This window comes from Nocardia brasiliensis (genome assembly GCF_011801125.1).
In the GTDB taxonomy this organism is placed as follows: domain Bacteria; phylum Actinomycetota; class Actinomycetes; order Mycobacteriales; family Mycobacteriaceae; genus Nocardia; species Nocardia brasiliensis_C.
Map to the genome: position 1 here is coordinate 5,613,180 of NZ_CP046171.1, position 20,249 is coordinate 5,633,428.

Genomic DNA, 20,249 nt, shown 5'->3' on the forward strand with positions numbered 1-20,249 from the left:
CAGACTGGCGCGGATGCAGATTGATCGCCAAGCCGACCCAACAACTCCGATCGACCGATGAGGTGGATTGATCAGCCCTCGGCGGCCAACTGTCCGCAAGCCGCGGCTATCTCCTGACCGCGGGTGTCGCGGACCGTGCAGGGCACACCTTGGGCGTTGACGCGCCGGACGAACTCCGCCTCAACGGGTTTCGGGGAGGCGTCCCATTTGCTGCCGGGGGTGGGGTTGAGGGGGATGACGTTGACGTGCACGCGGGAACCCAGTGCCTTGTGCAGCTTGGAACCGAGCATGTCGGCGCGCCACGGCTGGTCGTTGATGTCGCGGATCAGCGCGTATTCGACGGAGACGCGGCGGCCGGACTTGTCGGCGTAGTAGCGGGCGGCGTCGAGGACCTCGGCGACGGGCCAGCGGTTGTTGACGGGGACCAAAGTGTCGCGGAGCTCGTCGTCGGGGGTGTGCAGGGAAACGGCGAGGGTGACCGAGAGGTCCTCGTCGGCGAGTTTACGGATGGCCGGAGCCAGGCCAACGGTGGAGACGACGACGTTGCGCTGCGAGATACCGAAACCATCGGGCGCGGGTGAGGTGATGCGGCGGACGGCGGCGACCACGCGCTTGTAGTTCGCGAGCGGCTCACCCATGCCCATGAAGACGATGTTGGACAGGCGGCCGGGACCGCCGGTGACCTCGCCATCACGCATCGCGGCCGCCGCCGCGCGGACCTGGTCGACGATTTCGGCGGTGGACAGGTTGCGGTTCAGTCCGCCCTGGCCGGTCGCGCAGAACGGGCACGCCATACCGCAGCCTGCTTGGCTGGAGATGCACAGCGTCGCCCGGTCGGGGTAGCGCATGAGCACGCTCTCGAGCAGTGTGCCGTCGCCCGCGCGCCACAACGTCTTTCGGGTCTCGCCCGCGTCACAGGCGACGTGCTTCACCACCGACATCAACGGCGGGAACAAGGCCTCGCCGATCTTCTCGCGTACCGCGGCGGGCAGGTCGGTCATCTGCTCCGGGTCGGCCTGCAGCCTGCCGTAGTACTGGCGGGCGATCTGGTCGGCGCGGAACTTCGGCAGTCCCAGCTCCTCGACCGCAGCCCGCCTGCCCTCCGCGTCGAGGTCGGCGAGATGCCGGGGCGGCATGCCACGGCGCGGTGCATCGAAAACGAGGGGCAGGGAGACGGTCATAGTTCCCCTATTCTCCCATCTGGGCGAATGTGCCGCACACTCGCCCGCGTGCACGGCACGACATGCCCGGTTCGATGCGGGGAAATGCGCATGGTTGTTATAGCAGTGGGTAATGATCGACCCATGTCGACCAATGCTGACCACCTGCCGGAGCCCGATCCTGATCTGACGGACGAGCGCACCGCGCCCACCCCTGAACCGGTCGCCCCGCCCGCGACAACCGGGCCGTCGACGACGGTGGCGACCAAACACCGCAAGTCCCTGTCCTCACGAACCGGCAATACCTGGGTGGCGCTGGTCGCGGGCGCGTTGATCCTGATCGTCCTGCTGGTCTTCATCCTGCAGAACCTCGATCAGGTCAACGTGAGCCTGTTCTTCTGGCACTTCTCGCTGCCGCTCGGCGTCGCGGTCCTGCTGTCGGTGATCGGCGGCGCACTCGTCATGGCCCTCGTCGGCGGCGTCCGCATCCTCCAATTGCGCCGCGCCGCCAAGAAGTAGGTCAACCGGCTAGCGCCCGCACCAGCGCACGGACGCGAGCGGGGTTGCCCGCCCATTTCCGCAGCGCCTGCCCAGGTTTGTCGAAGTACTCCCGCAGCAAACCGAGCGCCTCGGCGAACGTGGTGCCATCGGGCCACCCGGCTCCGTCGGCATAACCGCACTCCAGCAGCCTGCCGATGTCCTCGGCGTCGCGCGGCACGCGCCGCTGCAGATAACCGAATACCTTGATGCAGAGGGCGGTCGGCGCGTCCGGGATCGCGACCTCGGTGACGAGCCGAGTGCCATCGGTCAGCGTGGCGCTCAGCGCGATCCAGGTCGGCTCCCGCGCCAGGGCGACGTGGACCGCCGGAATCCCGTCCACCGCAATCGGACCCGCGTCGAGGTCGGGTACGTACCGGTTCGTGAACGAGGGCGCGAGCAGGTCGATCGTCGCGGCGACACCCCCGACCGATCGCTCGAATCTGTTGCCGGAACGCGGATTGTCGTAGCCGAGCCCCCGGAGACGATCCAAGAGCGCACCACCGCGAATGCTGACCACTTCCACCGCGAGATCGGCGTCTCTGGTCGCACGCAACGGCACCGACGCCCCGGTGCGCAGGACGTGCAGATTGACCATGTGTCCGCCGATCACCGCCCACGAACCCACCGCCGCCGCGGCGGCATCGGCCAGCGCCAGGTACGCGCCGTCCTCCGCGCGAGATCCGCTGGTAACAGTCAACTCGTGCACGACTCGGCCTCGAGGTCGGCGCGCGCGGTGAGGAATCGCTGTTCCAGTTCGGCGACGGCGTCGGCCGCGTCGGGACCACCCACGGTGAGAATGTGCCTGGCCACCTCGATCACCGGAGCGAGCGGCCAAGCCAGATCCCGTGGACCGCCCATCGCGGCCGCGAGCCGCGAGTCCAACTGCCAGCCCGGCGACATCGCGCCGACGCTGACCACCAGGGTCGCGTCGGCGGGGCCGGTCTCGACCCGGACGAAGCCGGCACTCTCCAGCTCGAGGTGGGAGTCGGCGTGCATCAGCACGGTGTCCGGGATGCGCCACGGCGCGACCAGGTCGGCCGCCCAGTCGCCGCAGACCCGGACCGAAACCCGCTGCGCCGACGCTTGTGCCAGGGCCAGTTCGATCTGTCTTCGCGCATTGTCGAGGCTGTACCAGGCCGCGACAGACTCCTGCCGGGGCGCACGGGCCGCGATCAACCGCTCGAACAGTTCCCGGGGACGCCGGACCCGCCAGCCCGTCGCGGACCGCTCGGTCCAACCATGCGCGTCGGCCGCGGTAAGGATCTGCGAGATCCGGGCCTGTGTGATCCCCGTGGCCGCGGCGATGTGAACCTGGCGCTGCGGTGCCGGACTGCCGAGGAGGTAGGCCAGCACCGCTACCTCGGCATGCGCCAGTCGTTTCTCGGACATGGACCGAGTGTATAAATTTTTGCCGACTTCCGCCGAAAAATTTATACACCCAGGTCAACACCCCTACAGCAGGGTGCTGAGGACCAACCAGGAGACGAAGGCGGAGGGGAGCATCGAGTCGAGGCGGTCCATGATGCCGCCGTGCCCGGGGAGCAGGGTGCCCATGTCCTTGATGCCGAGCTCGCGCTTGATCTGGGATTCGATCAGGTCGCCGCAGGTGGCGACGAGGACGAGGCCGACACCGAGCACGACGCCGATCATCGAGTTGGCGTCGAGCAGCAGGGTGACGGTGAGCAGGCCGCCGATGACGCTGAAGACCAGCGACCCGCCGAAACCCTCCCAGGACTTCTTCGGGCTGATCGACGGCACCATTGGATGCCTGCCGAACAGCACACCGGCGACATAGCCGCCTACATCGGAGCAGACGACCAGGATCATGAAGGTCAGCACCCGCAGGTTGCCGTCCTCCTCGAGCAGCAGCAGGGTGGCGAACGAGGCGAGCAGCGGGATCCAGGCCAGCGTGAAGATCGTGATAGCGGTGTCGCGCAAGAAGTTTCGCGGCGCGGTCTGCAGGCCGTGATCGAACAGTCGCCACACCATGCAGGTCAGCGTGGTCGCGGCGAAGGCGCCCGCGACGCCGCTCGCCCCGTACGGCCAGCCCAGCCAGAACACCGCCTGCCCGCCGACGATGAGCGGGATGCGCGGCACCAGCACGTCGGCCTCGCGGAGCCGTTTGGCGACCTCCCAGGTGGCGACGCCGACCGCGACGCCGACCACGCCGATGAACACCTTCGGCACGAACAGCAGGATCGCGATGAGCGAGAGACCGAGCCCGAAGCCGACCGCCAGCGCGGCGGGCAGATTGCGACCCGCCCGGGAACCGGACGCGGGCGCGGCGACGACGTCCTGCGGGCCGGGCGTCTCGGGATCGTGCGCGTCGCCGGGAACCGCGGCGGCCACGGACGGTTCCGTCCTGGGGACGGCCGAGCCGACCGACGCGTCGGCTAGAGCCTCGTGGTCAGATGCTCCCGCATCGCGCACGTGCTCCTGCCTCGCTTCAGCTGTGCCGTCCACCGGCGTCGGCTCCTCGGCCGCACCGGTCGCGGCGGCGTTCTCGGCCACGATTGTCCCGTCGCTCAACTCGTCGTTCCGTTCGTCCTCCGCCCGAGCGGGCCTTCGACTGCGTTCGAACCCCGCGGCGCCTGCCTCGGTACGCACGCCGTGGCGTCAGACCTCGAGCAGTTCCGTTTCCTTGTGCTTGACCAGGTCGTCGATCTGGCCCACGTACTTGGCGGTGGTCTTGTCGAGATCCTTCTCCGCGCGCCCGACCTCGTCCTCGCCCGCCTCGCCATCCTTCTGGATGCGCGAGAGTTCGTCCATGGCTTTGCGGCGGACATTGCGGATAGACACCTTCGCGTCCTCGCCCTTGCCCTTGGCCTGCTTGACCAGCTCGCGGCGACGTTCCTCGGTCAGCTGCGGCACCGAAATCCGAATGATGTCACCGTTGTTCGTGGGGTTGACGCCGAGATCCGAGTTGCGGATTGCGGTTTCGATCGCGCCGAGCTGAGCCTGCTCGTACGGCTTGATCACGACCATGCGCGGCTCGGGCACGGTGATGCTGGATATCTGGGTGATAGGCGTCGGAGAACCGTAGTAGTCGACCACGATCCGGGAGAACATGCCCGGATTGGCCCGTCCGGTGCGAATGGATCCGAGATCGTCCTTCGCCACCGTGACGGCCTTTTCCATCTTCTCCTCGGCGTCGAAGAGCGCTTCTTCAATCACGACCGTTCCCTCCACAGCGTCGTCATCGTCATGATCCGCGGGTCGCGGGGTCAGGACCGAACCAATGTGCCGATCTTCTCACCGGCGACCGCTCGGGCGATATTGCCCTTGGTCAACAAATTGAACACCAGCATCGGCATCTGGTTGTCCATACAGAGGCTGAAGGCCGTCGCGTCGGCCACCTTGAGACCTTGCTCGATGACCTCTTTGTGGGTGATCTCGGAGAACATGGTGGCGTTCTCGTCCACCTTGGGGTCGGCGGTGAAAACCCCGTCGACCGCCTTCGCCATCAGCACCACCTCGGCGCCGATCTCCAGCGCGCGCTGGGCGGCGGTGGTGTCGGTGGAGAAGTACGGCATGCCCATGCCGGCACCGAAGATCACCACGCGCCCCTTCTCCAGGTGCCGCTTGGCGCGCAACGGGAGGTAGGGCTCGGCGACCTGACCCATGGTGATCGCGGTCTGCACCCGGGTCTCGATCCCCTGCTTCTGCAGAAAGTCTTGCAGCGCAAGGCTGTTCATCACGGTACCGAGCATGCCCATGTAGTCCGAGCGGGCCCGCTCCATGCCACGCTCCTCGAGCTCGGCGCCGCGGAAGAAGTTGCCGCCGCCGATCACCACGGCCACCTGCACGCCGGTCGCGACGACCTCGGCGATCTGCTCGGCGACCGCCTCCACGACGTCCGGGTCCAGTCCGACCCGGCCACCGCCGAACATCTCGCCACCCAATTTCAGAAGCACCCGGCGATATCCTGGGCGGTCGTTCCCCGGGTCCGTCATGGGTGTTGTTCTCCTTCGGCGGTCAACGTTGTTCTCGGCAGGGCAAGTGCGTCAAAGAATTCGGCAGCTCGGAAAGGCTCCTCGACAAGGAGCGGTTCCTATCCTGCCTCATGCGGGTTCGGCGGCATGAGAAGACCCCCCGTCAACCGGCGAAACGGTCGACGAGGGGTCTGCTCGATGTAGCCAGATGGCGGTTGTCAGACCAGGTCGGGCTGACCGTGCGAGGCACGATCAGTTGGCGCCGACCTCGAAGCGGGCGAAGCGGGTCACGGTGACACCGGCCTCGTCCAGCAGGGCCTTGACGGTCTTCTTCGAATCGGTGACCGACGACTGCTCGAGCAGCACGACGTCCTTGAAGAAGCCGTTGACGCGGCCTTCGGTGATCTTCGGGAGGGCGGCCTCGGGCTTGCCCTCTTCGCGCGCGGTCTGCTCGGCGATGCGACGCTCGTTCTCCACGACGTCGGCCGGAACCTCGTCGCGGGTCACGTACTTCGCCTTGAGCGCGGCGACCTGCATGGCGGCGGCACGGGCGGCCTCGGCCGCGGCGTCACCCTCGCCCTGGTACTCGATCAGCACGCCGACGGCCGGCGGCAGATCGGAGGCACGCTTGTGCAGGTAGGTGGCGACCGGACCGTCCAGCGAGATCACGCGACGCAGCTCGAGCTTCTCACCGATCTTCGCGGCGAGCGCCTGCACGGCCTCGTCGGCGGTCTTGCCACCGAGGTCGAGGGCCTTCAGCGCGTCCAGGTCGGCGGGCTTGGCGGCCGCGGCGGCGGCCACGATCTGCTCGGCCAGCTCCTGGAACTCCGCGTTCTTGGCGACGAAGTCGGTCTCGGAGTTGAGCTCGACCATCACGCCGCCCTTGGCGGCGACCAGGCCTTCGGCGGTGGTCCGCTCGGCACGCTTGCCGACGTCCTTCGCGCCCTTGATGCGCAGGATCTCGACGGCCTTGTCGAAGTCGCCGTCGGTCTCGGCCAGCGCGTTCTTACAATCCATCATTCCGGAGCCGGTGAGCTCGCGGAGCCGCTTCACATCGGCAGCGGTGTAGTTCGCCATCGGGGGCGAGCCTCCTTCGGAGAAAGTTCTTCGAGTACTGGGCAGCGGTGATCACCATCGCACGCGTCGGTGATCACCGCTGGAACAGCGAGTTACGAGACTCAGGCCTCGGCCGGGGTCTCCACGGCGGCAGCCTCGGCCGGAGCTTCGGCAGGGGCCTCGGCGGCCGGTGCGGCCGACGCGAGCAGCTCCTGCTCCCACTCGGCGAGCGGCTCGCCCGCGCCGGCTTCCGGCTTGTCGTCACCGGAGGACAGACCGGCCCGCGCCTGCACGCCCTCGGCCACCGCGGAGGCGACGACCTTGGTCAGCAGCGCGGCCGAACGGATCGCGTCGTCGTTACCCGGGATCGGGTAGTCGACCAGGTCGGGGTCGCAGTTGGTGTCCAGGATCGCGATGACCGGGATGTTCAGCTTGCGCGCCTCGCCGACGGCGATGTGCTCCTTGTTGGTGTCGACGACCCAGATGGCCGAGGGCACCTTGGCCATGTCGCGGATACCGCCGAGGGTGCGCTCCAGCTTGTTCATCTCACGCGTGAGCATGAGGATTTCCTTCTTGGTGCGACCCTCGAAACCACCGGTCTGCTCCATCGCCTCGAGCTCCTTGAGGCGCTGCAGACGCTTGTGCACGGTGGAGAAGTTGGTGAGCATGCCACCCAGCCAGCGCTGGTTGACGTAGGGCATCCCGACGCGAGTCGCCTCGGCCGCGATCGACTCCTGGGCCTGCTTCTTCGTGCCGACGAAGAGGACGGTGCCACCGTGGGCGACGGTCTCCTTGACGAACTCGTAGGCCTTGTCGATGTAGGTCAGCGTCTGCTGCAGGTCGATGATGTAGATGCCGTTGCGGTCGGTGAAGATGAACCGCTTCATCTTCGGGTTCCAGCGCCGAGTCTGGTGCCCGAAGTGCGCGCCGCTGTCGAGCAGCTGCTTCATTGTTACGACAGCCATGGCTCTCGTATCTCTCTTTCGTTGCCGGTTGACGCAGCGAATCGGTGATTCGTTGCCCTGGCGCCTCCGAATCGTCGGACCCGACCGCGAGGGCGGGACCAGCCGACGATTCCCTGCTCCGCACAGGAGCTGCCGCGAACCCGAGGATGTGACTGGTTCGAACAGCGCCGTTGCGAACAAGCACGGGGTGGCGCGCGAAGTCGGTCCATGCAGGCACAGACCGCACGACCAGTCTATCGGGTCCGCCGCCAGCCACTAAATCGCCCTGTCAACGGGCTGAATCGCGGGTGCACATGGTGCACCGATCTTGCGACTCGAACGTCGTGCGCGCTGCCGCCAATTGGCAGCTGGCGACTGCACGAGAATTTTGTAGCCCGATACAACCTTGCGAACCCCGCCCTCTATACGCCTTTGCACTACTGCTGTCCGACCACGGCCCGCTGTACCTCCGACCTGAGCCGCCGAAAACTCCGAAAGGCGTGGTGTCCACAAGTCGGAAAGTTGTGCACATTCGCGGGAGTGGGGGTACCGGGGAGCGGGTCGAACGATGAGGCTTTTCCTATGCCTCCGTATCCGATCTCGACGCTGACGACGCTGGTCATTCCGCTGTTTTTCGTGCTCGGGCTGGTGAGCGCGCCGCCCGGGGTGGCCGGGCCGCTCCGGGCGAACACCGCGGCGATCGCACCCGCCGATATGGACCGGCCGCCCGATCGGATTGGGGCGTGTTCGGGGTCGGCGTGTGCGTTGCGGCGGGTGGCGCCGCGCGTGGTGGACGAGGGGTTTGCCGGGAGCCTGCCCGCGGGGCGAGGGGGTGTGGATCTGGCGGATCCGTGTGCGCCGGTGGGCATCCGCACGGTGATTCCGGCGGGTTGCGGTGGGGTGTTCGAGCGCACGCCGTTGGATCTTGAGCATTGCGAATATGTCGGTCCCGCACCGTTTTTCATGTCGCCGAGCGATTCCGAGTTCTGCGGGCTGGTGACTCCTGCGCCGTTGTCGTTGCCGCCCGTAGGCGCAGGAGAATGACGTGGCCGCGTGTGTCTCGGTTCGTGCCCGCGGCGGGGATGATCGTTGCGCTGGTCGTCGGAGCCGAATCGCTCGCGGCCGCGGCACCCGCCGGACCGTTCGGCTGGCCGCTGCAACCGCCGCCCGCCGTGCTCCGGAAGTTCGACAAACCCGCGCGGGATTGGTTGCCCGGACACCGCGGCGTCGATCTGTCGGGTGCGGCCGGGCAACCGGTCCTGGCCGCGGGCGACGGGATCGTGGTGTTCGCGGGCACCGTCGCCGACAAACCCGTGGTGTCGATCGATCATCCCGGCGGGCTGCGCACCACGTACGAGCCGGTCCGCGCCGAGGTTCCGGTGGGCCGGCGCGTGACGCGCGGTATGCCGATCGGCACCCTCGAACCCGGACACGAAGGCTGCGGAACCTGCCTGCACTGGGGTCTGCGCAGCGAGGGCGGCGGCAGGCGCACCCGCGAATACCTCGACCCCCTCGGTCTCCTCCACCTCACGCCGCTCCGCCTGAAGCCCAGCTCTAGGACGGAGCACGCCGCCCGTACAACGAGTTGAGTGCTCCCCCGCGCTTGGCACGCACCTCGCGGACCCGCACCCGACGAATCAGCCCCTCGGTCGGCGAACCCTACCGGCGACCCGCTGCCGCCCACTTCTGCAGCATCCGCCGCTCGGCGAGTCCGACCTGACGTCTGTCACGGCGCGTCCGGGGCGCGGCATCGTCGGATTCTGGGGATCAGGATTCGCGGGCGGGCGAGGCGCGGCAGACGAGGCGGGTTGGAACGGTTCCGAGATCAGGGACGCCAAGTGGGTGAGGTGTGGTCGAGGAGACGGGGCGGAATGGTTCCGGGATCGGGGTCGGCGGGTGAAGATCAGAGTATGGAGAATGTGCCGGGCGGTCCTTCGTTCACCTATCCGGAGGTCGGTGCCACCGGCGGTGAACTGCCGCAGGGGTATCACCATTTCCAGTTGCGGCGGCGGATCGGGCAAGGGCGGGCACTGTTCGAGCGCGCGGGGGCAGAGATCCTCGAGTATCGAATGCAGAAGGGGACGCACGTCTTTCACTCCGCGTCCACGCCGACCGCCGAGCCGGGCACCCGGATCACGGTGCGACTCGGGGTCGGACCGCTGAGCATCATCGCCCCGTGCCGGGTGGTGTACGTGCTGTCCGCACCGAACCAGCGCGGCTTCGCCTACGGCACCCTGCCCGGGCACCCCGAGATCGGCGAGGAACTGTTCGCCGTGGAATACGACCCCGCCGACGACGGCGTCTACGGGGTGGTCACCGCATTCTCCCGCCCCGGCGCCTGGTACACCCGCCTCGGCGGTCCATTGGTACGCGGCATCCAAAAGTTCGTTGCGGGACAGTACATCCGAGCCCTCTCCACCACCGCGTGAGGACGCCTCGCCTGAATCGCGATAGCGCCCAACGGCCACAGGACAGCATCGCGAAACACACTGCGATGGCCGGATGACCACCGCCGCACGCACCGGACCAAACGGAGGCTCCCGCACCCCTAGAGATGAGCCTCCAGCGCCTCGGCTTGGGCTCGCAGGTCGGCGGCCTGCTCGGGGCGACCGTGGCCCTCGTATTGCGTTGCGACCGTGTGGCGTTCGGTGATCTCGGCACGGACGATCTGTTCGATGTCGGATTCGGTGAGGTCGCGGCGCGCGACCTCGGCGACGCCTAGGCCGACCGGGGAGTTCTCCACGGAGCCGGCGCGGCGGGCGCCGATGTCGACGGCTTCCGCGTTGTCGATGGCGGCGAGGGTGGCGCGCAGGGCGGAGATCGCCTGCCGGTCACGGGCCTTCATCGCCACGGACAGGGCGTCGCGCAGGCGCGCGCGCAGTGGAGAGCGCTCAGTTGACATATGCACCACCGTAAGGAGACGGGTTGTGGACGTCGAACGGTTTACGCGGTGCGGGCTGGGCGCTGTCTCACGAGTCCGACCGGATGCCTCCGCGATTCGGCTCGTCGCCCGGTAAGGCGGAGCAGGAGCCGATACCGGGATTCGTCTCGGTGACGACGACAACACGGCCGAGCGAGTTGGACTGTGGAGGCGCCGGATGGGACGTATGAGACGAGCCCTAGACGGTGCCCCGCGGGGTGACGATGGCGAAGTCCGGGTCGGGCGCGTCGAACACGCCGACGAGTTCGGCCAGCTTGGTGACGTCACCCTCGATCAGAATGTCGCCCGCGGCGGCCGCGACGCCGAAGTCCTCCCCTAGCAAAAGAACGCGGACGAGGGTCGCCTTCGTCAACGTGAAGGTCGCGTCGGGCTCGGGCAAGCCCACGCCGTCCGGGCGCTCGTAGTGGGTCAGGCGCCCGTTGCGCAGCTCGAGCCGGTGCGTCCGCTTCTCGTCACTGAATTCCCAATCCGTGACGACCCGCTGACTCCAGGCCTTCGGCCCGTCGACCCGCACCGCCATCGCGTCGAATATCTGCCCGACGGTCATCGCGGCGAGCATCGTGGGCGAGCCGGGTTTGGTCGGCGTCCCGAAGCAGCCGTAGCGCAGCTCGTAGGCGCCGCTGAGATAGAAGTTGCGCCAGGTGGCGTTCTCCGCGCCGTAGCCGAGCTGTTCGAAGGTACTGGCCTGCAACGCTTTAGCGGCGTCGTTGGCCGGATCGGCGTAGATCACGTAGTTGACCACCTGGGCGACCCACCGATAGTCCCCCGCCTCGTAGGACTTACGCGCCTTGCGCAGGACTTCGTCGGCCCCGCCCATGAATTCCACGTGCCGCCTGGCGGATTCGACCGGTGGATGCTCCCATAGGTGGGCCGGGTTGCCGTCGAACCACCCCAGATACCGCTGATAGATGGCTTTGACGTTGTGGCTGACCGAACCGTAGTACCCGCGGGTGTGCCAGGCGTTCTCGATCGCCGGTGGCAGCGTGAGCATTTCGGCGATCTCGGTGCCGACGTAGCCCTGGTTCAGCAACCGTAAGGTCTGGTCGTTGAGATATCCGTATAGATCCCGTTGCAGGGCCAGGTATTCCACGATCCGCTCGGTGCCCCAGGTGGGCCAGTGGTGCGAGGCGAACACGACATCCGACTCACGCGCGAACAGGTTGATCGCCTCGGTCAGGTATTTCGCCCAGACGTACGGGTCGCGGACCAGCGCCCCGCGCAGCGTGAGCAGATTGTGCAGTGTGTGCGTGGCGTTTTCGGCCATGCACAGCGCGCGCCGGTCCGGGAAGTAGAAGTTCATCTCCGCGGGCGCCTCGGTGCCGGGCGTGATCTGGAAGACGATCCGGATTCCGTCGACGGTCTCCTCCTGGCCGGTCGCGGTGATGTCGCGGGTCGGCGGGAGCAGGGTGACGGTGCCGACCGAGGTGGTCTGGCCGAGCCCGGCCCCGACGGCGCCGAGCGGTCCGCGCGGCAGCACCGCACCGTACATATAGCCGGCTCGGCGAGCCATTGCCGTTCCGGCATAAACGTTCTCGGCCACCGCGTGTTCCATGAACCCCGCGGGCGCGAGTACCGGGCAACGTCCCGCCGCGACCGCTTCCGCGGTGGTCACCCCGAGCGCACCGCCGAAGTGGTCGACATGCGAATGGGTGTAGATCAGTCCGGTCACCGGCCGGTCACCGCGCTGTGAGCGATACAGCGCGAGTCCGGCGGCCGCGGTTTCCGCGGAGATCAGCGGATCGATCACGAGCACCCCGGTCTCGCCCTCGACCAGCGTCATGTTGGACAGGTCGAGTCCCCGAATCTGATAGATCCCGGCAGCGACCTCGAACAATCCCTGCTTCGTCACCAGCCCGGACTGCCGCCACAGACTCGGATTCACCGAGGCAGGGCACGGTTCGCGCAGAAACTCGTAGGAGTCGTTGTCCCACAGCACGGTCCCGTCGGCCGCGGTCACCACGCCGGGTTCCAGTGCCACGAGGAAGCCGCGGTCGGCGTCGGCGAGGTCGGCGGTGTCGGCGAACGGCATCGCGGCGGCCGCTCGCTGCTGCTCGGCGACGATGAAGTCGCTCGGCTCGGTCGCTGTGCTCATGTCATCCTCCTGGAATTCGGTGCCGAAAGATGCTGGGCTCGTGGCTGTCACGGCCACGGGTCGGTGATCGCGACGACCGCGGCGAGCACCGCGACGGCGACCACCACCGTGGTCGCCACGGCGACAACGGATCCGCCGCGGCCGACCCGACCGAGGCGCAGGCTGCGGTTGCGGAAATAGCAGGTGCCCGCCAGCACCACCATGGCGAGCGCGGCGCCGATCGGCGCCACCACCGCGGGACGCCACTGGTTGGCGACGGCGTGATTCAGAAACAACGCGCCGGTGATCATGGCGGCCACGGCGGTGCGCCGCCAGGCGAGGGCGGTCCGTTCCGCGGCGAGCCCGGCGCGGCTCATCGCAGCAACACCGCGACGGCCGCCAGCACCGAAACCAGGGCGATGCCGGCCGAAAGGACCGGCACCAGCACGGTTTCGGGCAGCGGCCGCCCCTGCCGCATCGCCACACCGACCCGCCGCCAGTGCGCGTAGGCGCCCACCGCGACGGACACCGCGAGCACCAGACAGCTCAGTGCCAGGGCACGCCGCGCCCCGCCCAACCGGATCGGCTGCACCAGGGTATGCACCGCGACGCCCCCGGCGAGCAGGCCGAGCGCGGTGCGCATCCACGCCAGAAAGGTGCGTTCGTTGGCGAGGGTGAATCGGTAGTCGAGGTACTCCTCGCCGTCCTCGGATTCGGCGTCAGGGGTAGGTAGCGTCATACCTTCACCCTTACCCGGCCACCGCGCGAAGTCCCCGGAATATCGCCGACGCCCACCCGTTCCCCGACCGCGCGGCGCGTGTCTCCCGTGACGCAGGCAGGGTGTCGAACACCCCGTGCTGGTCGTCGGAATCCACTGGGCACCTTCCCACGCAGGCAAACGCTCGGCTACGTCACCCTAACCGGGCACGCGTAGGGACGCTACGAACCGCGCGACGCCGTGACCATGCGGTTATTCGTGATTCAGACGGGGACGGCGTCCTCGAAGGTCATGGCCAGTCTGGCGATGGTCGAGGTCGTGATCGCGCGACGAGGTAGATCCAGTGCGCGCAGTTCCGCTGCGATGGGGTGCTCGCCGAGGGTCAGCGTGGCGCCGCCGGGCCTGGCGCGCATGCCGGACGGCGCCATCCGCCAAGGCGTGCACCGGGTTACGCCGTCGAGGTGGGAGTAGGCGTCGAACGAGGTGGCCGCGCCGGTGCGGCGCGGCATGGCGAGGCCCTGTCGCACAGTCAGATCGACGATGAGATCACCGTCGCGATGGAGGGTGCCGTGCCGCGGCGAGGCATCGTGATGCACGTCGAAGTCGGCCAGTTGCTTGGGAAATCCCCAGATACCGCGCCCGGCCGCCAGGGTGAAGTCGCCGTCGACCGGCAGTTGGTGGATGAACACACCGGCCTGGTTCGTCGCGAGCGCGCGCAGGTCGGCGCGGCCGCGATCGGCGCGATGATGGCGCACCATGAACGACACGCCGAACTCGTTGTAGGGACCGAGATCACCGTCGACGTATTCGACGAACACGAGCGAGCACATCGCTCGAGCCGCGGGCAACCGCAGCACGCGCAGACCCGAATAGTCGATGAGTCGTTGCGCGGCGTCGGCAGGCACCAGATAGGTCGCCATGAACGCGTGCGCCAGCCGAATCCGCACGGGCATGCGAACTTCCCGGCCGAGAACCGTATGGGTGCTCACTCGAATGCCTTCCCGCAATGCCCGAAGGACGCGCCAATACTAGAACGCGTTCTAATTTACCAACCTGGAACGCCACGGAGAAGGAGTAATCAACATGGGAACAGGTATCAACGCTCCCTGGGCGCGTCCGATTGCGGCAATAGTGGAGCAAACACGATCCGCGGCGTATCCCGACCGCCGCCGCTGCCGAAGGGTTGCCCGAACCATGCCGACGCGCTCGCTGTCCGCACTCCTCGCCCTCATCACCGCGCTCACCATCGGCGCGAGCGCGACAGCGCACGCGGCCGAGCCGAGCCGCGTCGTCTTGATCGTGCCCGGCCAGTACATCGGCGCGCTCCCCTACGGACCGATGGCCGACTCGCTGCGCACCGACGGCACCGAGGTGCAGGTCTTGGACCTGAACGGCTTCGACCTCACCGCCGACGCCGCCGCCATCGACCGCACCGTCGCCGAGACCCGCGCCCGGCGACCGGACGCGAAGATCGATCTGGTGACCCACAGCATCGGCGCGCTCAGCGCCCGGCTCTATCTGAAGTCGCTCGGCGGCGCGCGCGAGATCGGCACGTACGTCTCGATCGGCGCGGCGCAATACGGATCGCCGGGCGCGTGCGGGCAGCCCGCCGCCCCCGAAGCCTGTCCCGGGACCGACTTCATGACCGCGCTGAACGCGGGCGACGACACTCCCGGACCGACGAAGTACTACTCGATCCGCAGCGCACGCGAGTGGGCCGACGGCAGACTCGACGGCGGCCAGTGCCGGATGACCCCGTTCCCCTCGCTGGGCAACGGCGGGCTGGACCACGCCCTCGAACCGGCCAACCCGGCCGTCTGGCAACAGGTTGGGCAGGCCCTGACCGGCGACTGCGACGGCGATTACGTCGACGAGCCGGACGGCGCGATCACCGTCGAGGCCGGCCTCTACCCGGGCGGGGTGTAGCTCTGCTCGAATTCCCGGTCGCTGCGCAGCCGCGCTTCGAGGCCGTCGAGGACGCAGAGCAGACCGAAGTCGAACGCCATCGCACGAGCGAACTCGGGGTTGTCCGGGGTGGTCTTGCGGAAGTCGGCCCGCAGCTCGGGGTAGTCGCGGGCGGCGTGTTCCATCATCTCCACCACGGACGCGCGGTCGAGTTCATGGCTGCCGTAGGAATTTCGCCAGGCGATTTCGGGTAGCACCACGCCGAGCACATACGACATCACCGCCCCGCTGGCAAGGTAGACGTCCGTGCCGCGGAATCCGGCACCGGTGTACCCGCGGCGCAGGCGATCGGTGACCCGCAGCGCCTTCGGTCCCATACTCGGCAACCGACCGATCAGCGCCGCACCCCAGGGGTGCGCGCGCAGCAGCGACCGGAAGTTGTAGGCGAAGGTCGACAGCAGCTCTCGCCACGGCACCTCGTCCGGTTCCGGCGTCTCGACCATCCCCCAGAACTCGTCCAGCGCCAGCTCCAGCAGTTCGTTCTTGTTGGCGACATACCAGTACAGGCTGGTCGCGCCCGCACCGAGTTTCGCGCCGAGCTTGCGCATACTCAACGCCTCTAGGCCCTCGGCGTCGAGGAGTTCCACCGCGGCGGCGACGATCTGCTCGCGCTGCAGGCCCGACGCCTTGGGGCGGCGTGGCTCGCGGAGCCACACCGAATCGAACTGCTTGGTCACGTAGTCGATCTTATATTGACTCGCACACTGTTCGAGTTAATCGTACGCTGTGCGAGTGGAATCGAACGTTGTACGAGATCCTCGCCGTTGGTGGATTCTGGGGGTCCTTTGTCTGTCCTTGCTGGTGCTGATGCTCGACGGCACTGTGCTCAATCTCGCTATCCCGTCACTGATTCGGGAACTGAATGCCACGCCCGCGGACATCCAGTGGATCCTGGACGCCTACGTCCTGGTCTTCGCCGGGCTCCTGCTCACCGCGGGCAGCCTGTCCGACCGGTTCGGCCGACGGCGGATGCTGATCGTCGGTTTGGCCGTCTTCGGGGTCGCGTCGCTGGCCGCGGTGCTCGCGACCGAACCGTGGCAGGTCGTCGGCGCGCGCGTGGCCATGGGCATCGGCGGCTCGCTGTTGATGCCGTCGACCCTGTCCATCCTGATGACCACGTTCGCCGAGGACGAACGGCGCAAGGCGATGGCGGCGTGGTCGACCGTCTCGATGGTCGGCATCGTGGCCGGGCCCACGCTGGGCGGCTTTCTGCTGCAGCACTATTGGTGGGGCTCGGTGTTCCTGCTCAACATCCCGGTCGCGGTGCTTGCGATCGGCGCCGCGGTGGTGCTGATGCCCGAAACCACCGGTGAGCAGCGGCCGGTCGACCTCGTCGGGGTGCTGCTGTCGATCGTCGCGCTCGTCTCGACGGTCTACGTGATCATCGAGCGGGAGTGGAACATCGCGATAATCGCGCTCGCCGTGCTCGCCGCGGTCGGATTCGTGGTGTGGGAGAGCCGATCCGAGCACCCGATGCTGCCGCTGGCGGTGTTTCGCAAACGCGACTTCACCGGCACCTGCCTCACCCTGCTGCTGATGGTGTTCGGAATGGGCGCGGTCATGCTGATGCTGACCCAGTACCTCCAGTTCGTGCTCGGGTACGGGCCGATGAAAGCCGGGCTGGCACTACTGCCCTACGCGGTGGCCGCGGCCGTGTGCAACGGACTCGGTGCGACACTGGGCAAGTCGCTCAGCAACAAGACGCTGATCGTTTCCGGGCTGCTGGTGATGAGCGGTGCGTTCACGATCCTCGCGCTCGGCGAGGGCTATCTATGGGTGCTGGTCAGCATGCTGGTCATGGGCGTCGGCGGCGGCCTGGCCGGACCCGCCGCCTATGCCGCGATCATGAGCGCCATCCCGCTCGAACACGCGGGCGTCGGCTCGGCCATGAACGACACACTGCAGCAGGTCGGCATGGCGATCAGCATCGCCATGCTGGGTAGCGTGCTGGCGGGCGTGTTCACCGAGCACATGCCCGCGGACGCACCCGAGGCAGCGCGCGAATCCATCGGCGCCGCTTTCCAACTCGGCCTCGCCGAACCGGCGAAGGCGGCGTTCACCGCCGCGATGTCCACCGGGGCCTGGATCAGCGCGGGCTTCAGTCTCGCGGCCGCACTGCTCGGCCTGGTGCTGCTGCGCAAGCCGAGCAAGCCGGTCGAACAGCCGCAGACCGATCCGGTCGACGTCGGCTAGGACTGCGACACAGGGCCGGTCAGCGACAGCCGCGCGCCCGGACCCACCTCGTTGTGGGTCCGGGCGTGCGGCTCACCTGACGGGCGGCTCACCAGTAGTAATGCCACCAGCTCCAGGTCCAGCCATCGTCGGCCCAGTCGTCGCCGGACCAGTCGTCGTCCGACCATTCGTCGTCGGTTTGGTCCTGCTGGTCGTCGGTCTGGTCCGGCGGATCGCCGGACTGGTCCTGCTCGCCGTCCGTGCCCGGTTCCGGTCCGGGGCGGGCGGGTGGCGCGGGCGCGTCGCAGGCGGGGGCGACGGGGCCGTTGCTGCCGGTGTAGAGGAAGCCGTCGCTGATCCACTGGCCGGTGTCGAGCTTGTTCCACAGATCGGTCGGGCCCCATTTGCCGGACAGCCGGTCACCGCGAGCGGTGCAGACGATCGTCACGGAGTCACCGTCACGGACCGTGCCGACGATCCCGTTGCGGGTGCCGGGGCCGGAGCGCAGGTTGACCTTTCGATTGCGGTCCGGGTAGGGGCGCACGATGCCGTTGGCCAGGCTGGGATCGGGCGCGGGGGCAGGCTGTTTGGGTGTCGTGGGCGCCGGTGTCGGCGGCTTCGGCGTGGTCGGCTCCCGCGGTTCGGGAGTGGTCGGCGGAGCCGGGTTCGAATTGTCACCGCCGCCGTAGTTCATCAAGCGCCCACCGGCGCGGACCTGCTTGCCCTCGCGTTCGGCGTAGCCGCCGTAAGCATCCGGACCTTCCCGAAATGTCCAGCCGCCCATGGTCGTACCGTTCAAGGCGATCGGCTGGTTGCCGCGGTAGAGCGACATGTGCACGTGCGGACCACTGGCGAAACCGCCGCACGGCAATTGGGTTCCGATGCGCCCCAAGTAGGTGCCTGCCGCGATCTCGGCCCCGTTCGCGGCGTCGATCACGTTGGTCATGTGGTAGTACGTGGTGGTCAAGCCGTTGTTGTGCACGATTTTCACCTCGGCACTGCCATTGCGCACACACGTCTTGTAAACCCGCCCGGACGCGGGAGCCAGCACTCGTCCATCGCCGCCGTTGAAATCCACGGAATTGTAGGGACGACTCGAACCGGAAACTCCGTGCGGACCGCCGCCCATATACCAAGCCTGTCCCTGCGGCCACGGCAGCGAAAGCGCGGTGTTCGCCGAACGCGGTTGCGGCGCGGTCAATGCCGCCTTCTCGCCGTGACTCACCACCGATTCCGGTGCCGAACTCACCAGATGACCGAACTCCGGGGTTCCTTCCAGCGCGACGGTCCAATCATCGTCATCGTCGAGTTTCGCGACATATAGCGTCGATTTCGGCGCGTCCTCGCTGTCGCTGTCCTGCGGAACGGTCGCGGCGCCGAACACCCACTCACCGTCGCTGCGCATGCGATCGATCACCGGTTCCTTTTCGGTGGCCTCCGGAACCTGTTCGCGCACAAGGGTATCGCTGATCGCGTCGTCGAGTCCGTCGGGGGTGGGCTCGGCGCCGACCGGACCGGCCGCCACCGCCAAGACGATGATGGTGATGCTGACCACTATTGTGATGGCACTCGATATTATCCATCCGCTGGAGTGCCGCGGATCGGTCGATCTCAAGATTAGACAACTTCCTACGTCGGTCAGTGATTTATCGGCGCGCAATACCGTTGCGCGAGTTCTCTTTTCCCGACAGCGAGCGTAGAACGACAGACCGCGTAAGCCCAGCAGAGCTGGTGATTCTATAGGAAGGATTAAGCCCGTCTAATCACGATTGGATCACGTTCGGCGAATGCCCGGTCCGCGCGACGGGTATCGAGGTCAGGCGCGCGGATGCGCCTGGTCGTGCACCTTCTTGAGGCGCTCGATGGACACGTGTGTGTAGAGCTGAGTGGTCGCCATACTGGCGTGCCCGAGCAATTCCTGGACGACGCGCAGGTCGGCGCCGCCCTCCAGCAGATGGGTGGCGGCGGTGTGCCGCAGTCCGTGCGGGCCCATGTCCGGTGCGCCGGGTATGGCCGAAACCACATCGTGCACAACGGTTCTGGCTTGCCGCTGATCGAGACGCTTGCCCCGGCGGCCGAGCAGCAGGGCGCGGCCGGACTCGGCGGTCGCGAAGTCCGGGCGACCGTGCCGGAGCCAGGCGCCGATCGCCTCGTCGGCCGGCACCCCGAACGGCACCGAGCGTTCCTTGTTGCCCTTACCGAGCACGCGCACCACGCGGCGCTCCCGATCTACGTCCTCGATGTCGAGGCCGCACAGCTCGCTCACTCGAATTCCGGTGGAGTACAACAACTCTACTATCAGCCGGTCGCGCAGGGACATCGGATCATGCTGGGCGGCACCCGATTCCGCCGCATCCATGGCGCCGACCGCCTGCTGGCGGCCGAGCACGGCGGGCAGCACGCGGTGCGCTTTGGGCGAACCGAGCCGCAGTCCCGGATCGACGCTCAGGCGTCCGGTCTGGGTGAGCCATGCGGTGAACGTGCGCGCCGAGGAGGCGCGCCGGGCCATCGTTGTCCGGGCCACGCCCGCCGCGGCCTGCTGCGCGAGCCAGGAGCGAAGCAGCGCCAGATCGAGTTCGCGCACCGCGGAATCCGCGGACCGGGCGTACAGGTGCCCCAGCAGTGCGCGCGCGTCACCGAGGTAGGCGCGCACCGTGTGCGCCGAACGATTGCGCCCGAGACTCAGATGCCTGCCGTACTCCGTCAGCAGCGCTTCCAGGTCTTCGGGTAGTTCCTCCATCCCACCACAG

Annotated in this window: 22 protein-coding genes; 6 read left to right on the top strand and 16 right to left on the bottom strand. The window is 67.7% G+C overall.

Translation table 11 applies throughout. The annotated features are described in order from the left end of the window. Positions 1–71: 71 nt before the first annotated feature. Positions 72–1,181: a 23S rRNA (adenine(2503)-C(2))-methyltransferase RlmN gene (gene rlmN / locus F5X71_RS25420; RefSeq protein WP_167464289.1), complete on the bottom strand. Its 1,110-nt coding sequence runs from the start codon at positions 1,179–1,181 to the stop codon at positions 72–74. A gap of 123 nt (positions 1,182–1,304) precedes the next feature. Between rlmN and F5X71_RS25425 the strand changes: the two genes are divergently transcribed. Further along, positions 1,305–1,679, top strand: coding sequence for a LapA family protein (locus F5X71_RS25425; RefSeq protein WP_167464290.1), 375 nt, complete (start codon positions 1,305–1,307; stop codon positions 1,677–1,679). A 1-nt stretch (position 1,680) separates the two neighbouring features. Here F5X71_RS25425 and F5X71_RS25430 read toward each other — a convergent pair whose 3' ends face one another. From F5X71_RS25430 to rpsB, 7 genes are all read right to left on the bottom strand, one after another. Further along, positions 1,681–2,406 carry a hypothetical protein gene (locus F5X71_RS25430; RefSeq protein WP_167464291.1) on the bottom strand — a complete coding sequence of 242 codons (726 nt, stop codon included), beginning with the start codon at positions 2,404–2,406 and terminating at the stop codon, positions 1,681–1,683. Then, entirely contained in the window at positions 2,394–3,089 is a 696-nt protein-coding gene (locus F5X71_RS25435) for a MarR family transcriptional regulator (protein ID WP_167464292.1), read from the bottom strand. The genes F5X71_RS25430 and F5X71_RS25435 overlap by 13 nt, the downstream gene beginning before the upstream one ends. A 63-nt stretch (positions 3,090–3,152) precedes the next feature. Next, on the bottom strand, positions 3,153–4,049 hold the full coding sequence (locus F5X71_RS25440) for a phosphatidate cytidylyltransferase (protein ID WP_428981502.1): 897 nt from the start codon (positions 4,047–4,049) through the stop codon (positions 3,153–3,155). A gap of 267 nt (positions 4,050–4,316) precedes the next feature. Then, positions 4,317–4,874, bottom strand: a complete 558-nt coding sequence (gene frr, locus F5X71_RS25445) for a ribosome recycling factor (RefSeq protein ID WP_167464293.1) — start codon at positions 4,872–4,874, stop codon at positions 4,317–4,319. 50 nt (positions 4,875–4,924) lie between these two features. After that, positions 4,925–5,653 (bottom strand): UMP kinase, encoded by a 729-nt coding sequence (gene pyrH, locus F5X71_RS25450; RefSeq protein ID WP_014987009.1) that lies wholly within the window; start codon positions 5,651–5,653, stop codon positions 4,925–4,927. A 231-nt stretch (positions 5,654–5,884) separates the two neighbouring features. Continuing rightward, the gene (gene tsf / locus F5X71_RS25455) at positions 5,885–6,709 is read right to left on the bottom strand and encodes a translation elongation factor Ts (protein ID WP_167464294.1); all 825 of its coding nucleotides are present in this window, start codon (positions 6,707–6,709) and stop codon (positions 5,885–5,887) included. A gap of 101 nt (positions 6,710–6,810) precedes the next feature. Beyond that, positions 6,811–7,653 carry a 30S ribosomal protein S2 gene (rpsB, locus tag F5X71_RS25460; protein ID WP_029893085.1) on the bottom strand — a complete coding sequence of 281 codons (843 nt, stop codon included), beginning with the start codon at positions 7,651–7,653 and terminating at the stop codon, positions 6,811–6,813. 561 nt (positions 7,654–8,214) lie between these two features. On the opposite strand from rpsB, the gene F5X71_RS25465 reads away from it, so the two are divergent. The 3 genes from F5X71_RS25465 (at position 8,215) to F5X71_RS25475 (ending at position 10,061) form a co-directional block, all read left to right on the top strand. Beyond that, on the top strand, positions 8,215–8,676 hold the full coding sequence (locus F5X71_RS25465; RefSeq protein WP_167464295.1) for a hypothetical protein: 462 nt from the start codon (positions 8,215–8,217) through the stop codon (positions 8,674–8,676). Between the two features lie 38 nt (positions 8,677–8,714). After that, positions 8,715–9,221, top strand: a complete 507-nt coding sequence (locus tag F5X71_RS25470) for a M23 family metallopeptidase (protein WP_167466729.1) — start codon at positions 8,715–8,717, stop codon at positions 9,219–9,221. Between the two features lie 321 nt (positions 9,222–9,542). Next, positions 9,543–10,061, top strand: a complete 519-nt coding sequence (locus F5X71_RS25475) for a DUF1990 family protein (RefSeq protein WP_167464296.1) — start codon at positions 9,543–9,545, stop codon at positions 10,059–10,061. 119 nt (positions 10,062–10,180) lie between these two features. Here F5X71_RS25475 and F5X71_RS25480 read toward each other — a convergent pair whose 3' ends face one another. The 5 genes from F5X71_RS25480 to F5X71_RS25500 all read right to left on the bottom strand — a co-directional run bounded on the left by F5X71_RS25480 (position 10,181) and on the right by F5X71_RS25500 (position 14,351). Beyond that, positions 10,181–10,534, bottom strand: a complete 354-nt coding sequence (locus F5X71_RS25480; RefSeq protein ID WP_167464297.1) for a hypothetical protein — start codon at positions 10,532–10,534, stop codon at positions 10,181–10,183. Positions 10,535–10,751: 217 nt separating this feature from the next. Continuing rightward, a complete protein-coding gene (locus F5X71_RS25485; protein ID WP_167464298.1) occupies positions 10,752–12,665 on the bottom strand; it encodes an alkyl/aryl-sulfatase in 1,914 nt (637 codons plus the stop codon). A gap of 47 nt (positions 12,666–12,712) precedes the next feature. Further along, positions 12,713–13,021 (bottom strand): DUF202 domain-containing protein, encoded by a 309-nt coding sequence (locus F5X71_RS25490; protein ID WP_167464299.1) that lies wholly within the window; start codon positions 13,019–13,021, stop codon positions 12,713–12,715. After that, positions 13,018–13,383 (bottom strand): YidH family protein, encoded by a 366-nt coding sequence (locus tag F5X71_RS25495; RefSeq protein WP_167464300.1) that lies wholly within the window; start codon positions 13,381–13,383, stop codon positions 13,018–13,020. The genes F5X71_RS25490 and F5X71_RS25495 overlap by 4 nt, the downstream gene beginning before the upstream one ends. A 242-nt stretch (positions 13,384–13,625) precedes the next feature. Continuing rightward, positions 13,626–14,351 carry an acetoacetate decarboxylase family protein gene (locus tag F5X71_RS25500; RefSeq protein ID WP_194250728.1) on the bottom strand — a complete coding sequence of 242 codons (726 nt, stop codon included), beginning with the start codon at positions 14,349–14,351 and terminating at the stop codon, positions 13,626–13,628. A 205-nt stretch (positions 14,352–14,556) separates the two neighbouring features. Between F5X71_RS25500 and F5X71_RS25505 the strand changes: the two genes are divergently transcribed. Beyond that, positions 14,557–15,288 carry a lipase family alpha/beta hydrolase gene (locus tag F5X71_RS25505; RefSeq protein ID WP_167464302.1) on the top strand — a complete coding sequence of 244 codons (732 nt, stop codon included), beginning with the start codon at positions 14,557–14,559 and terminating at the stop codon, positions 15,286–15,288. On the opposite strand, the gene F5X71_RS25510 is transcribed toward F5X71_RS25505, so the two are convergent. Beyond that, positions 15,270–16,004, bottom strand: coding sequence for a TetR/AcrR family transcriptional regulator C-terminal domain-containing protein (locus F5X71_RS25510; protein ID WP_167464303.1), 735 nt, complete (start codon positions 16,002–16,004; stop codon positions 15,270–15,272). The two genes, F5X71_RS25505 and F5X71_RS25510, sit on opposite strands and share 19 nt — an antisense overlap. A 55-nt stretch (positions 16,005–16,059) precedes the next feature. On the opposite strand from F5X71_RS25510, the gene F5X71_RS25515 reads away from it, so the two are divergent. Continuing rightward, entirely contained in the window at positions 16,060–17,520 is a 1,461-nt protein-coding gene (locus F5X71_RS25515; protein ID WP_238815466.1) for an MFS transporter, read from the top strand. An 88-nt stretch (positions 17,521–17,608) separates the two neighbouring features. On the opposite strand, the gene F5X71_RS25520 is transcribed toward F5X71_RS25515, so the two are convergent. Continuing rightward, positions 17,609–19,114 carry a M23 family metallopeptidase gene (locus F5X71_RS25520; RefSeq protein WP_167464304.1) on the bottom strand — a complete coding sequence of 502 codons (1,506 nt, stop codon included), beginning with the start codon at positions 19,112–19,114 and terminating at the stop codon, positions 17,609–17,611. A 201-nt stretch (positions 19,115–19,315) separates the two neighbouring features. Next, positions 19,316–20,239, bottom strand: a complete 924-nt coding sequence (locus F5X71_RS25525) for a tyrosine recombinase XerC (protein WP_167464305.1) — start codon at positions 20,237–20,239, stop codon at positions 19,316–19,318. Positions 20,240–20,249: the final 10 nt, after the last annotated feature.